This window comes from Marinifilum flexuosum (genome assembly GCF_003610555.1).
Classification (GTDB): Bacteria; Bacteroidota; Bacteroidia; order Bacteroidales; family Marinifilaceae; genus Marinifilum; species Marinifilum flexuosum.
The window spans coordinates 377,209-391,214 of sequence record NZ_RAPQ01000011.1 but is presented as its reverse complement, the minus strand read 5'-3'; the positions used below and the strand labels follow the sequence as shown (position 1 = coordinate 391,214).

General features: G+C 33.5%; 11 protein-coding genes. 1 reads left to right on the top strand and 10 read right to left on the bottom strand.

Annotation, left to right across the window (positions count from 1 at the left end; translation table 11 throughout):
* Positions 1 to 159 precede the first annotated feature (159 nt).
* From BXY64_RS17830 to BXY64_RS17815, 4 genes are read right to left on the bottom strand one after another with little or no spacing between them, the layout of a single operon-like run.
* Complete coding sequence (locus BXY64_RS17830) at positions 160 to 1,815, bottom strand: hypothetical protein (RefSeq protein ID WP_120241334.1); 1,656 nt, start codon at positions 1,813 to 1,815, stop codon at positions 160 to 162.
* A 3-nt stretch (positions 1,816 to 1,818) separates the two neighbouring features.
* Complete coding sequence (locus BXY64_RS17825) at positions 1,819 to 2,061, bottom strand: hypothetical protein (protein WP_120241333.1); 243 nt, start codon at positions 2,059 to 2,061, stop codon at positions 1,819 to 1,821.
* Positions 2,062 to 2,082: 21 nt separating this feature from the next.
* Entirely contained in the window at positions 2,083 to 2,427 is a 345-nt protein-coding gene (locus tag BXY64_RS17820; RefSeq protein ID WP_120241332.1) for a hypothetical protein, read from the bottom strand.
* 25 nt (positions 2,428 to 2,452) lie between these two features.
* The gene (locus BXY64_RS17815) at positions 2,453 to 2,710 is read right to left on the bottom strand and encodes a hypothetical protein (protein WP_120241331.1); all 258 of its coding nucleotides are present in this window, start codon (positions 2,708 to 2,710) and stop codon (positions 2,453 to 2,455) included.
* 397 nt (positions 2,711 to 3,107) lie between these two features.
* Here BXY64_RS17815 and BXY64_RS17810 point away from each other — a divergent pair, with 397 nt between their 5' ends.
* Positions 3,108 to 5,159: a TonB-dependent receptor plug domain-containing protein gene (locus tag BXY64_RS17810; RefSeq protein WP_120241330.1), complete on the top strand. Its 2,052-nt coding sequence runs from the start codon at positions 3,108 to 3,110 to the stop codon at positions 5,157 to 5,159.
* A gap of 401 nt (positions 5,160 to 5,560) precedes the next feature.
* On the opposite strand, the gene BXY64_RS17805 is transcribed toward BXY64_RS17810, so the two are convergent.
* The 6 genes from BXY64_RS17805 to BXY64_RS17780 form a co-directional block, all read right to left on the bottom strand.
* On the bottom strand, positions 5,561 to 5,779 hold the full coding sequence (locus BXY64_RS17805) for a hypothetical protein (RefSeq protein WP_147376036.1): 219 nt from the start codon (positions 5,777 to 5,779) through the stop codon (positions 5,561 to 5,563).
* A gap of 391 nt (positions 5,780 to 6,170) precedes the next feature.
* Positions 6,171 to 6,908 carry a class I SAM-dependent methyltransferase gene (locus BXY64_RS17800; RefSeq protein ID WP_120241328.1) on the bottom strand — a complete coding sequence of 246 codons (738 nt, stop codon included), beginning with the start codon at positions 6,906 to 6,908 and terminating at the stop codon, positions 6,171 to 6,173.
* Between the two features lie 342 nt (positions 6,909 to 7,250).
* Positions 7,251 to 7,841, bottom strand: a complete 591-nt coding sequence (locus BXY64_RS17795) for a DUF6624 domain-containing protein (protein ID WP_120241327.1) — start codon at positions 7,839 to 7,841, stop codon at positions 7,251 to 7,253.
* Positions 7,842 to 8,035: 194 nt separating this feature from the next.
* On the bottom strand, positions 8,036 to 9,712 hold the full coding sequence (locus BXY64_RS17790) for a DUF262 domain-containing protein (RefSeq protein ID WP_120241326.1): 1,677 nt from the start codon (positions 9,710 to 9,712) through the stop codon (positions 8,036 to 8,038).
* Between the two features lie 175 nt (positions 9,713 to 9,887).
* Complete coding sequence (locus BXY64_RS17785) at positions 9,888 to 10,433, bottom strand: HD domain-containing protein (RefSeq protein ID WP_120241325.1); 546 nt, start codon at positions 10,431 to 10,433, stop codon at positions 9,888 to 9,890.
* 546 nt (positions 10,434 to 10,979) lie between these two features.
* Positions 10,980 to 13,790 (bottom strand): TrlF family AAA-like ATPase, encoded by a 2,811-nt coding sequence (locus BXY64_RS17780; protein WP_120241324.1) that lies wholly within the window; start codon positions 13,788 to 13,790, stop codon positions 10,980 to 10,982.
* Between the last annotated feature and the right edge of the window lie 216 nt (positions 13,791 to 14,006).

The window sequence follows — 14,006 nt, the reverse complement described above, 5'->3', positions numbered from 1 at the left end:
ACTATTTATATGTGTGTAAAATTAGGGTTAGTCTTCATTAGAGCGATTTCATTAATAAGTATAGAATGAGTGTGTAAAAGATTAGAAGTGTTTGATGAAATCGCTCTTTCCTTATTATTTACATTTTCCGTTAAATTTCAAAGCATTTCCAAAATTCAACTAATTATCTAAATCAAGAGATAACCTGTTGTAATGAAATTTGTTGTCAACCAGATATTTTATGACTTCGATACCAAGCTGAATCCAACCCATTGGCCCTTTTGCAATTTTAATGGCAATGGATATAACAGTACCTAAAAATTCAGATACTTCTTCAAGTGCATTGGTAATCCACCTGTTTTTGCGGATGTGTTCCTCAATTAATTCCTTGTCTGTTCCAATAACTGTAGTTAAACTGTCGAAATTAAAATCGTAATCGGTGATTAGTTGACTGTTGGTGTTTTGAGATTTTACAATCCTTTTTGAAAAGAAAAAGGACAATGCTGTTTTGGCCATATGAAATGCCTTTTTTAACTCGCGAACTAAGATCTTAATTCCATTTTTAAACCATTTAAACAGATTTTTTATCGATTCGATAACCCATTGAATGCCATCTTTTATAAAATCACCAATGCGTTTGAAAAATCGACCAATCGAGCGAAGTAATCTTTTGCCCCCTCTTGTTTTGGATTTTCGATTCGAAGGAGATTCAAATTCAGTCTTTATTTGCTGATCAATCACTTTTAATACCTCTTTTTTATCTTCTTCCTTTTCCAGTTTGTTAATAATGGTGCTAAATTCTTCTGATATGGTTTCCATCTTTTTATCACTTTCCATCCTAACAAGTACAGGAAGCAGTGCTTTAAAGAGGTAGTTAACATTTAACACCCATCTGTCGTTTCCTAAGCGCATTAGCAAATCACTCATTTTATACCCTTGCTTTCCACCATAGCTTTCATGTATGTAGGAAATAAGAGAATGAATGCCTGTAATGCTTAAAGGACCAAGATCATTATCCAACTTGCCTTGATAATTGCCCAATAACCATAGTCTAATTTGAACCAAACGAGTCATGAGCTGATGCAATTGATCGTTTTGAAAGCTATCAAATGGAACTTTCTTTTTTCGAACCAGGTTTAAAGTGTTTTGGCTTTCCTTAGGAATAAATGGTAATCTGGATTCGAATCTTTTTTTATTGCTTGTAAACTTAACACCTTTATCTTTTAACTTTCTGTAAGAGTTTTTAAAATAGATAAGGTGTCGATAGTCAGAACCAGAGTAGAAATCTTGTTTTGCAATTGCCATGGAAAGATCTTCCATATTACCCAATAGCTCAATAATTTGTTCATGACCTGAAATGTTACACCACGATCCTAACAGATTAAGATGCTTTGTGAGATCATTTGATAATTGATTGGTAATACTTTTATTGAATATGGATAGAATTCCTAATCGCCAGTTAAGAACTCTGGATAGGATAGGGTTTTGTTCAATTTTTTTTAGAGGGTAATGATGAAGTTCAAATTCGCCCTCCAAAGAGGATAGTTCATGCAGAAAGTCAAGTTCCTCTTCAGAAAGTAAATGGCTTTTAAATGTGCCAAAGCGATCAATACTTTTATGGAAATCCAGCTTGTACAAATCATATTCTTGTCTGAATAAAGAAATACCTTTCTCTAATTGCTCAAAGCTGGCAGTTTGTTTGCCACTGTTGCGATCAAGTTCAATATAACCCAAATTATCCAGAACTTCCTCACACTCTAGTTTGTGAATGGCAGTAAAGTTCACCTCTGTTTCGGGTTTCAAAAACTCACTCCTAAAAATTTCTTGTATCGACATGATTTACGATTTATTCAGCTTCTTTCTCATAAATTGTAGAAAACTCACAAATTGCTTTTGAATGCTAATAGCATATTTTCCATACCCTTCTACAGTAGGATTTTGATCTTCATTGGCTTCTAAATAAGGAGTGATTTCTTGGGCATTTTGTGCCTTTAGTTCGTTCCATATGCTTGAAGCATGAAAGGAATTTTCCTTAAAATTAATATTAAGGGTACAGAAAATATACTTGACTTTTTGTTTCACAGTTTCAGATGATAAAGCTGGTTATTTAATTACATTTTTAACCGTACTTACCACAGTGTTAAAAAGGGTTTTGCGGGTTTCCAGTGCAGATTCAACCAGAATACTATGATCTTCTACCAAAGCAGTAAGTTCCTCTTTGTTATTCACAAAATTTACCGCATCTCCATCCAGTTCAAAACGCGTATAAGCTACCAAATCGGATTGAGTAATATTTTTACGAATGGCTTCAAAGACATTTTTGTTTGATCCATTGGTAAGATCAAATTTATTGTCATTTGCATTGGTTAGCGTTGCAACTTCAAGAGTAGATACATCTTTAATTGCAGTGTTGACTTTCTCCATAAGAGTTTTTACATCGATACTCATAATAGTTTGTGTTTAATTGTTAATATTACAGGAGCGATCTGCTAATAAAATCCCAAACCGCTTTGCGGTTTTTACTTGAACAGATCAATAATTCGTTGTGCAGTTGTGTGACTTGTTGATTTTCTTTCGATAATACCTGAACGGCATCACCACCTAATTCAACCTTCCCATAGGATAGAAGCTTTGCTGATGAACTATCAAAATCACTTTTTTCGATGATAGCTACTTCGTTGCTGTTGAGGTCTTGCATCAGTTCCTTAACAGCCTTTTTAAATTCTGACATACTAAAATATAACGCTTAAGTAAATTTAATGAGTCGATTATTGTAATAGTTTTTAATTGCTCTCCTGTATAATTTGATCACAATGGAGAGCCTCCTTTTAATTTTCATAAAAAGTTACAATTAAAAATGAAACTGCCAAAATTAATCTTAACTTAATTCATGTTAGGAGTGATGCAATAAATAAAAGTGACTGATAACAAGATATAAAGGAGTGTTGCAGTAGATAGGCTTACAATCGAATAAACATCAACTTTTAATCATTGACTTAATAGCTATGGGAGTCATTACAATTCTCTGGAGCGAAAGTGAAAAACTTAATGTAGACTAAATAAAAGTAAGTTTAGGCTGTGAAGATTATTTTTATTTCTATTTTTGCCATCCTTATTATAAAAAGTAAATGAAAGTATTAAAACAAAGCCAATGGGCTAGTATGTTAACATTCCGACGCTGGGGTGGTAAAAACTATTCATTATTTCAGGCAATTAGCAAGCAGGTGAAAATTACAGTTCTACTTGTGGCTTACTTAATTGTTATCAGTCCTGAAATTGTTTTTGCTCAAAACCAGTCATCGGAGATAAGCATGCAATACGACCTTGATGAGATCAAAGTCAGTGCCCAAAGATCGCCTGTTACCTACTCGCAGGTGGCGCGGATTGTATCCGTAATCGAGAGAGAGGAAATTGAGGCTGCCCCAGTGCAGAGTATTCAGGAACTATTGGAATATGCTCTTAGTGTTGATGTCAGACAAAGAGGTGTTCATGGTGTTCAGGCCGATATTTCGGTTCGTGGAGGTTCCTTCGATCAAACCTTAATTCTTTTAAATGGCATCAATATCTCTGATCCACAAACCGGACATCACAACTTCAATCTTCCGGTAAGTTTAAAAAACATTTCAAGAGTGGAAATCCTGCAAGGACCTGCAGCACGTGTATATGGCCCAAATGCATTTTCGGGAGCCATTAATATCATTACCGGAGAAAATAAGAATCATGAATTGAATGTTGATCTGGTTTATGGAGAGCACAATTTATCGGATTTGAATGCAAACTATGCGTTTAGAACCGGAAAACTTCAACATTTTGTAGCTGCAAATCGAAAATCTTCCGATGGATACATCGACAATACCGATTTCGAAACGCATAATGTTTTTTACCATGCACAGCTGGAAAGTGAACCAGGAAAATTAGATGTGCAATTGGGCTACACACAAAAAGGATTTGGAGCCAATAGTTTCTATACACCTAAATTTCCTAATCAGTACGAAAAAACCAAAACAACATTCGCATCCCTGCAATACGAAACAGGAAAGAAACTACACTTTAAACCATCCTTATACTGGCGCCGCCATCAGGATCGTTTCGAATTGTTTCGCGATAATCCGGCAAGTTGGTATACAACGCACAACTATCACTTAACAGATGTATTAGGAGCCGGTTTAAATACATGGTTCAGTTCCAGTCTGGGAAAAACTTCCTTTGGAGCTGAATTCCGATCAGAAAACATTTGGAGCAATGTGTTAGGTGAAGAAATGGATGAGCCCATTAAAGTTCCAGGAGAAAGTGGTCAGTATTTTACCCGATCTCACTCCAGGTCTCATGTTTCCTATTTTGCCGAACACTCCTTATATCTAAACAAGTGGAGTATCTCGGTAGGAGCCATGTTCAACTGGATTTCCGATCTGGATTTTGACTGGAAGATTTATCCGGGTATTGATGTAGCCTATCAAATTAGCGATGATTTAAAAGTATACTCGTCGGTAAACTCTTCTATGCGCATGCCTACATTTACCGATTTGTACTACAATGGACCTACCAATATTGGTAATCCCGATTTAAAGCCGGAAAAATCGCTGACTTTCGAAGGAGGTTTTAAATTCAATAACAAAAGCTTAAAAGCACATATCAATACTTTTTACCGAAATGGAAAGGATTTAATCGATTGGGTAAGAGAAAATGAGGAAGAGAAGTGGAAAACTCAAAATCTAACAGAGGTAAACTCATTTGGAATTGAGACCGGACTTGATATTTCACCAGAGAGATTATTTGGGAAATCGATCTTCCTTAAAAAAGTGAAGCTGAATTACTCTTACATTAAACTGGATAAGGGAAGTGATGAGTATTTTTCCAACTATGTATTGGATAACCTGAAGCATAAATTCGATTTAACGGTGAATCATGGCATATGGAATAATTTGTCGGCCAATTGGCAACTGAGTTATCAGGACCGAAATGGCAGCTATATGAATTTCGAGAATGGTGAATATACCGGAGAAGTAGCTTACGATCCTTTCTACTTGTTGAATTTAAAATTGCAATGGCAGCACAAGAATTTGTTATTGTATTCAAGTATTACCAATCTGTTGGATGAAAAATACAACGATATTGGCAACCTAAATCAACCAGGCAGATGGTTTACCTTTGGACTAAACTACAAGTTGAAGTTTAAGTAAGGTATCACTTTTTATTCTTCATACTAATCTATAAAATTGGTAGAGTTAGGCTGAATAAAATCGTTATATTCTAAGGTTTTTCGAAATAAAGATTAAATAAAAAGGGAGTATCATGCTACTCCCTTTTTTTTATCATAGAAATATAATGCACAGGAATGCTTCAAGCCTGTTTAAACACTCAATAATTTAAAACACAAACCAAACCAACTGTAAAAACAAAGCCTTAAAAGCTTGCAAATCCGCATACTCTTAAGGCTTTGTTCTTATTTTTTACAAATATTACTTGATTGTGCAACGGTTACTTTTGTTAGCATTTCGTTTTTTTTAAGCTTAATATACTTTCAATCAAGTTATAAATTGAGTAATTATTAAGATGGAGAGAAAGTAGATTTAAAACAGCTTTAATTGCTTTCATTTATGTTTTTTTTAATGCCCTTTGAAAAAAGTATATATGGTACAAACATCAATGCCATTAATAGAATAGGGCTAATGGACTCACCTCTATTTTGTTGGTAAGCAACTAATGCTCCAATCAAAATTCCATTAAGAAAAAGACAAAAAGCAATTAAAAGTATAGCTTTTTTATTGAAGTATAGTTTTCCGATCTTTAACGGTTTCATAAATATAATATTAAGTAAGTGTTTTATCCTTTCGTTTGATAAAATTAACAAAAGATTATTAGGAGAGTTGAGTTTTATTCGCAAAATAATTCCAAATAAAGAATAAAACATGCTTGGACAATGCCGTAGGCCTATTGGTATTTATTGATTCTCTTTTGTATTTGCAGTGACAGTAAGTCTTTTCCAGCTACCAAACGAGTCCTCTCGTGTGGTTTGCTTTAGAAATGGAGCCGCACGAAGGGATTCATTTCATCGAACTTGGTTTCGTGCGGCAGCGGGGCGATTATGGATTTCAAACTTATTAAACTGTTTAGATATTGACGCGGGCTACAACCGCTGAATTTACAACTGTTTCGCCTATTTTGTATATACATTGTTGTGCGTTCGTTTTTTATCCTTTTATCATCTTTATAATCAATATGGGAGGGAATTTTGAGTAAACTCCATCGTTTGTCTTTGAGTCAAAAGATGATTCTACAAATCCACTAACAACAAGTCCATTTGCAAATCCTAAATTCATATAATAACTAATAGGGCGATGAAAATAATACTGTTCTTTTGTCTGCGTTGGGATTGCAACGCCTTTCGATATGTCACGATGGACATAATCTTTTAGCAATAAACTATCATCATCTTTGACTTCTGCAAATTCTGAATTGAAACAAGGGTGTTGAATAGAAAAAACAAATACTCCATCATCTGTCAGCAAGCCTTTTATCTGAGAGAATATGTATTCAATATCTGGCATGTCCATAAAAACCATATTAGAAACTAATCCCTCAAATTTTCTATTATTTAGTTTTTTTAAATCGCTTTCAAGTGTTGCATCCAATGTCAGATAGTTGATATTGGAAGTATCATATTTTTGTGCATTCTCAATATTTAAATTAGAAAAATCAAAAGCAGTAACTTTTATTCCTTTTTTTGCCATTCTCCGAGCAAAAAGTCCATTACCACAACCGATATCCAAAAGTCTGTCATTTCTTTTTAAATTCAGTAATTGTTCGGTTTGAGGTGCTATCAGTTTTTTATGCCAGTCATTGCCAGCTTCTCCCATATAGTCATCCCAATCCTTAGCATTAGAATCCCAAATATCTTTATTTTCACTGTTTAGTTTGTTTGTATCCATAAATTCGGTTAAATGATTCACAATGTAAGGCTAAAGTGCAATGCACTTTAGATCACTTAATTGTTTGTTTTCGTAAATTTCTATTGTTGTGCTTGTTAACTTCTAAAATCCTATCTGGCGGACTTTTAATTTTTGCAAGAGATTATTTGCCCCCAGCTACCGCACGAGTCTTCTCGTGTGGTTTTCTAAAAAGGAACGCGATAGAATCGCGCATCAGCGAGGGTATCATGTACTATACTCCCTAGCTACCGCACGAGTGCCCTCGTGTGGTTTTGCTTTAGAAATGGAGCCACACCAAGGGATTGATTTCATCTAACTTTTGTGTGGCAGCGGGAGGCATTTCTAGTTAGCGTCAAATGTAATGTTAAATCTTTTTAGATAATCTTCTATCGGTTCTAATCCCATTTTCTGTCTTCTTTCATTTACAGTTTCTGGCTCATCTAAATCATACAGTTTGCCATTTTTAATTTGGCTTCCATATATTTGAGGTTTCCCTTCATCCATCAGAATTCTATCTTTCATTAAAGCATAATGCTCTTTGCTTAAGTCGCCATTTTTTACCGCTTTTTCAATAAGAGGAAAATACTTTTTTCGATATTTATATTCGGTATGTTGCAATCCCAACCAAATTGCATTCATTTGTTTTTGATTTACTTCCTTTAAGGTCGGCATTCCACATTTTTCAATAATACTTATAACTAATTCTTGATTCCTATGGTCTTCCTTTGCATTCTTAATTAGATTATTCTCTCGTCTTATTTTTTGGTCACTTTTATAGACTTCATTTAGTATTTCGATTTTCTTACTGCAGTCAACATCAACATAGTCAACGGAACCAACGTAAGTAAATTTATCTCTGTTGATGTATAAGAATATCGATACTATCGATATTAGAGATAATAAAATAATGAGGAACACTTTAATCTTTTTCATTTGTTCTTATTTTTTTGTTTTTACTTATATCACACACCACCAGCTACCGCACGAGTCCTCTCGTGTGGTTTGCTTTAGAAATGGAGCCACACGAAGGGATTCATTTCATCGAACTTCGTTTCGTGCGGCAGCGGGAGGTGAGAGGTTCTCCGCTAGGCTAATGGCCTAGCGGCTGCCTACTCAATTATAGGATTTTATTCTATCTCAAAAGTTCTCATAATAAATTCCTTTATCACTTGCTCTCTTTTATTAATAAAACATTTTACTTCTTCAATATTACTCCAATCACAGTTGGCTTCATCAATCATATTTTGAGAGATTAACGGAGCCTGTTTATATTCTTGCATTTTTACATCTGTGTCTTTATTCCCTTTCCTAATATTTGGAACGATGTAATCAATAACAAGATTACCAATATTATTCACATAGTTTTCTTTGAAGTCATCATCGAAGGTAATTCCCTTTGTCTTCTTAGCTGTAATGTGTTCAATATTTAAAAATCGTGCACCATTAGGTGTTGTTTTAAAATACTCTTTTATCGTAAGTTTAGGATAGCCTTTCTCCTCACGCAGTTCATTCTCGTAAGTAAATAAGACATACCGAACAGTGTTTTTGCTCAGCCAATCATAGTAGTTTTTATAATCCAAAGAGGCTTTTACACGATTATTTATATTCCACCAATTATACTTAGTAAATTCATCAACTATACCAATGGCATCTTCTTTATTTCTCAAACGAGTATTTATATAACTTTCTCCACTACTTCTAAGTCTCATTAAAGTCGCTCTAAATACAAATTTGTTAAGGTATGATATGAGTTCTTCAAATCGATTAGGGTACTTCTTTTTAGCGTTAATCAATAGTGGATAAAAAGGTGCTACTTTTCCAATCATAAAAAATTCTTCAAGCCCATTTATATTCTCTATGTTCTCCTGAATTTCAACGTATACCTCAAATGTTTCTTTAAGACGTAAGCAATAGCTCATTATAGATTCTTTTGCTTTCTCTAATTCATGCTTATTGACAAGTTTTGAGATTTTGTCTTTAATATAAGCTTTGCTGTTTGTCTTTGATGTATGTTCAAATGCTACGGTATGATATCTTAAGATATCCTCTTCTACTAAATTATGTTTTTCAATTAAACGATATATTTTAGAAAAATTCTCTTGAATATTGCCAATTAGTTGGTTTGGATTTTTTGATGTCAGTCCAATATTATACATCAAAAAACTTTTTATTGCTTCCAAATCTGTTAAAGGTCTACCTCTATCATTTAAAAGTGCAAATATTTGAGTTGCTTCACTAATTTCATCAACTACATATAATAATACATCGGCCTCAGTTATAGTTGTGTATATCTTTTCTAAAAGTTCAAGACTAAAATCCCCTAATTTTGTTTTAAAGAAATTCTTTGCCTCAAGAAGTAAGCGTTGTGAAGGAGTTGCGATTTTTTCTTTTCCTAACTGTTTATCTGAAAATATATAGTCGTGTAAAAATGAATTATCTTCATTTGATAATTCTAATTTAAAAACATCGTCATCTTTTATAAAGATACGTTCTGTTCTTTTAGAAATTTTATCGGATTTCTTTTCATTAAGAGTTTTTAATAATTCACTCATAAAAAGCAAAAACGTAGTTAAACGTTGTTGCCCGTCCACAATGTCTATGATTTTAAAATCCCCTCTTTCTCCATTATTATGAAACAAAAATGTACCATAAAAGTATGGTCTATTGGGTTGTTGATTTATAATGTCAGTTAAATAGTCATTTAAATTTGATTCTCTCCAAGAATAAGCTCTTTGATAAATAGGAATATTAAATATTCTTGTTCCATCAAAAATTGATTTTACTGTTGATTTTCCAGTTTGCATATATTTTTTTAATTCTGAGTTTTTTTTTAAAATTACCGCTAATGGTCTTGTTAAAATTTTGTGGGCGATTTACAACCCCCTTGCTACCGCAAGAGTCTTCTCGTGTGGTTTTCTAAAAAGGAACGCGATAGAATCGCGCACCAGCGAGGGGTTTCCTACTTGATTGTACAGTTTTTTATTGATTTTGCCATAAGATTAATTCATCAGATTTATTAGAAAGTTTTACTAAAATCTCATCTAGTTTTACATATACTTCCCAATAATCAATATTCAAATTATCAGAAATGATATTTCCGACCTTTTCTTCTAATTCCGCAATTCTTTTTCCTTTCCATATTTTATCTGATAAGCTTACAATTAAGTCTTCAATCGTTAAATTTTCTTCTTGCCAATTCCCATGTGTAAATGCAAATCTTGCCTCCTCTTTTTTAAACCCATGATTTTGAAGTAGATATTTGCCTTTTAATTCATGTTTCCTACCTTTTTCATAAAGCTCTTTTGTGATTTCAGATTTTCCAATATCATGCGTGCCTGCTCCAAATAAAATCAACTCTTCATTAAAAACAAATGTCGGCCATTCCTGTTTTATTTGGTTAACTAATTCACTGGCTGTAGAGTAAACGATTTGTAAATGTCTTTTTAACCTTTCAGGTGAATCTACTTCCTCTAATAATTCAACTATTCTATTTGGTAAATCAATTATTTCCAATTCGCGCTTCATTGTGTACAACGGTCTTGCTAAGTTTCTTGGGCAATTTAAAACTAATGTCTTATTAAACCGCCAAATAAGCAAGCCGCTTAAATTTATTTATATTTTTTAGCAAACTCATTTATAAATCACGAACACCTTTTGAAACAGGGTAGGTGAGTCATTCTTCTGGCTTGCTGTGTTTATTAATTGAACTAAATCTCAAACGACTTGCCACCGCCCATGAAATTTAGCTTTTGTGTGTGCCCTGTATGAGCAAGAGCACACTTACGTGTAAGCTCTTGAAAAAGATAAATATGCAAATATTTGGTCAAAAGAGCTTAGCACTAATACCTAACGAACTGCCGTATACAGCCTGTCCTGATTTTATTTCGGGATACTGTGGTGTGAGAGGTTCTCCGCTAGGCTAATGGCCTAGCGGCTGCCTACTCGATTAGGTTTTCGTGCTTTATTCTCCGCAGTCTGCCTGTGCGTTGGGGCAGCCATACTCTTTGACAAGTTTTGGTTTGTGTGTCAGCTTTTGAGCGACTTGGCAATGTGTATGGTTGCGAAGGGGTGTTATCTTATGTGTTCATATCTCCTGTATCTCATTTTGAAAGCTTTTTCACTACCTTCCATCACATCACAAATTTCCTTTTTAATTTCTGCTTTCTCAACGGAACCAGAACAAATCTTACTTAACTTTTTGCTTTCCGAATTCATAGATATAATAAATTCAGAGTCGCCATTTACAGGAATATTTGCATTGTGAGTTACTACTATTATTTGTCTATGGTCTTTAGCTTTATTTAACCTATCAACAACTAATTCATAAACCAATCTATTATCCAAATCATCTTCAGGCTGATCTAAAATTAATGGTATTAGACCTTGAGATAATATGAATGTCAATATTGCTGTTGTTTTTTGACCAGCGGAAGCTGTTGATAATGGTTTAAAAGTCGAAGCCCCTGTTGGTTTATATTGAATTTCTATTTCATCTTCAGGCAGCAATAATTCTATTTCATCAATTTGTTCATTTGATAAACCTTTTACCAGATTAATAAAATGACCCGATATTACGACATCTGTTACAGTCGTTTCTGCCAGAATATCTTTAAACACTTTTCTAACTGATTTTATTTTTTGCTCAACATTACCTTGAAAACATAAACTAATTAAGTTGTCTATATCAGTATCATAGGAATTAGGTCTTTGCAATATTGACCTTAATTTATTTTCGAAATCAGTTTTATTACGGAACGGTTTAACAGACACTTTTACTCTATCATCTTGCATGTTTTGAGCAACAAAAGATTGTCTTAAAGAAGTTATTTCCTTTGTTTTCAATAAATACTGTTCTTGAAATGAATCTTTTTGTGCTATTTCTTGGGCTATACTTTGCTCTATTATTACAACACTTGCTAGCTCTTTTTCCTTAGCTTCTTTTGCTGCATTTAATTTCTCAAAATTTGCAATGTCATTAATACCTGCTTTTTCAAGCTCTTGTTTCTTTGTCTCAAGTTCTGCCTGATTAACATCAAAATCCTTCTTCCATTGAGATTTTACTACATTATTACTAAAATCTACGCGAGCTTTATTAAGTTTTACTCTTTGATTTTCTAATCCTTGTTTAATTTGAATAAAGGTATCTATTGTGTCTTTTGAATACAATGAGAGTTCATCGGAATGTATTTTATCAAAGGTTACATAGTTTATATCCTCAAGTTGAAAATCATTTATAAGAGTAATTAATGAATCCTCTTTCTCTTTCAGCTTATTCATGAAATTAGAAATAGTACTTTTCTGAGTTGTAAATTTTTCTCTCCCTGTTAACAATTGAGATATTCCACTTTGTTGATACTTTCTAATCTGTTCTTCTATATCTTTTATTTCAGTCTGAAGTTTTCCTTTGCCTGCTATTTGCTGATATTTTGTTCTTAATGTAGCTGCCTTTTCAAGAAAAGAAGTCCTTAAAAGTTGTCTATCCCTTTTCAGCTGTACAAAATTTTCGATTGAGTTATCTATTCGCTCACGTAAAGAGTTTGGTTCCTGAGCGATTTCATAAATTTGTTTTTGTGAATATTGTTCAAATTGAAGAAAATCAATAAAACCCTCAGAATCTTCGACTTCCCAGTCTCCTAACGAGTAATTAAACTTGAAAATACTAATGTCTTGTGAAGTCGATGAAGTTATATTTTCTGCGCTGACTTTGTATAATTCTTCATTTCTTACAAATTCAACTTCAACTACAGATGTATCAGTCAATACACCTTTCTTTGTCCTATTATCAGTTTTCTTATAGAATTCAACTTGGTCATTTAAGATATCATTTAACGTCTGAATATCTTCGTTTCTATTAAAAACTCCTCTTATAAACCTCAGAATACTTGATTTACCACTTCCTCTACCACCAATTATTGTATTTAACTGTGGGCTAAATTCGACTTGCAATGGATGTGAATCATCTGTTACGGTCGTATTAGATATTCTTAGAGACTTAATCCATAAATCAGGAAGGATGTAAGGTCTATCTTCAGAATCAAACATATTTTTAACTCTGAAATCTGGTAATAAAAAAGCTTGTCTTAAGCCCTCAAGAGAAGGTGATTTATCCATTTTAATCCAAGAATACTTCTCGCCAATACCCCATAGTCCATGTTTTGAATTATTAGGTTCATGTGGATTATCCGAAAAAGTAAGTATTCCCAAGTTAGCCTCCAAAGCGTATTTAACTGGTGTATACCATTCTTTTATAGTAGCGTCATCTATTGCTGGATTAGGATTAGAATAATAGTTATTAAGCAAGGCTTTTAACTCACTATTTCCTGTAATTTGGAAACCTCTCTCTAAAAACTCCTTATGCACAACTTGTACAGCATTGATACCATAATCTGAATACAGTTTTTTTAAGATATCTACACTTATCGCACCTAATCCATTATATTCATCAATATGTGCTGGAATTACTAGGGCTCCATCATTTTGTGCTAATTCTGCAATTTGCAAAATACTTTTAGTTGTAATGGTTCCTTGTTTTCCATAATCTTCACTTTTTATGTCGGTTCTAGCTAAGAAGTAATTTACATCAGCTGAAGTTTTATCAGTGTCAAATAGAATTAATAAATGAATTTTGGATGTATCACATGTTAACTCAACTCCGGGGAATACTGTTAAGCCATATTCTTTTGCTGCTTCTTTTATTTCATCAATTCCAAGACTTGAATTATGGTCAGTAATGGCAACGCAATCAAGTCCTTTCTCAATCGCCTTATCAACCCATTGTTTTGCTGTAATTTCCTTGTCCTGAAAACATTCACTAGCAGTTGTATGGATATGAAAATCACATTTATACCATCTTGTACCTTTGAATTCAATCTTATATGTCATTTTACTACTGTTTTTCGAATTTTAATTGTGTGTTGGCAAAAAATTGGCTCTTTTACAAGCTGAAGAATCAGCAAGTGTGTTAGAGCTTGTAAATGTGCTAAATGCGCGTTGGCTGTATCTCTTTTTGCATGAAACCTAACGTTTAGCGGGTATGGCGTCGTGCCGCCTTATCCGCAGGTCTGTTGTTTATTGTTCTGTCGTTCAAATTCTCACTTC

What these genes read in the sequence shown, in the direction of transcription:
- BXY64_RS17830 (WP_120241334.1), bottom strand. Translation starts at nt 1,815, where the DNA reads ATGTCGATACAAGAAATTTTTAGGAGTGAGTTTTTGAAACCCGAAACA.
- BXY64_RS17820 (WP_120241332.1), bottom strand. Translation starts at nt 2,427, where the DNA reads ATGAGTATCGATGTAAAAACTCTTATGGAGAAAGTCAACACTGCAATT.
- BXY64_RS17815 (WP_120241331.1), bottom strand. Translation starts at nt 2,710, where the DNA reads ATGTCAGAATTTAAAAAGGCTGTTAAGGAACTGATGCAAGACCTCAAC.
- BXY64_RS17810 (WP_120241330.1), top strand. Translation starts at nt 3,108, where the DNA reads ATGAAAGTATTAAAACAAAGCCAATGGGCTAGTATGTTAACATTCCGA.
- BXY64_RS17805 (WP_147376036.1), bottom strand. Translation starts at nt 5,779, where the DNA reads ATGAAACCGTTAAAGATCGGAAAACTATACTTCAATAAAAAAGCTATA.
- BXY64_RS17800 (WP_120241328.1), bottom strand. Translation starts at nt 6,908, where the DNA reads ATGGATACAAACAAACTAAACAGTGAAAATAAAGATATTTGGGATTCT.
- BXY64_RS17795 (WP_120241327.1), bottom strand. Translation starts at nt 7,841, where the DNA reads ATGAAAAAGATTAAAGTGTTCCTCATTATTTTATTATCTCTAATATCG.
- BXY64_RS17790 (WP_120241326.1), bottom strand. Translation starts at nt 9,712, where the DNA reads ATGCAAACTGGAAAATCAACAGTAAAATCAATTTTTGATGGAACAAGA.
- BXY64_RS17785 (WP_120241325.1), bottom strand. Translation starts at nt 10,433, where the DNA reads ATGAAGCGCGAATTGGAAATAATTGATTTACCAAATAGAATAGTTGAA.
- BXY64_RS17780 (WP_120241324.1), bottom strand. Translation starts at nt 13,790, where the DNA reads ATGACATATAAGATTGAATTCAAAGGTACAAGATGGTATAAATGTGAT.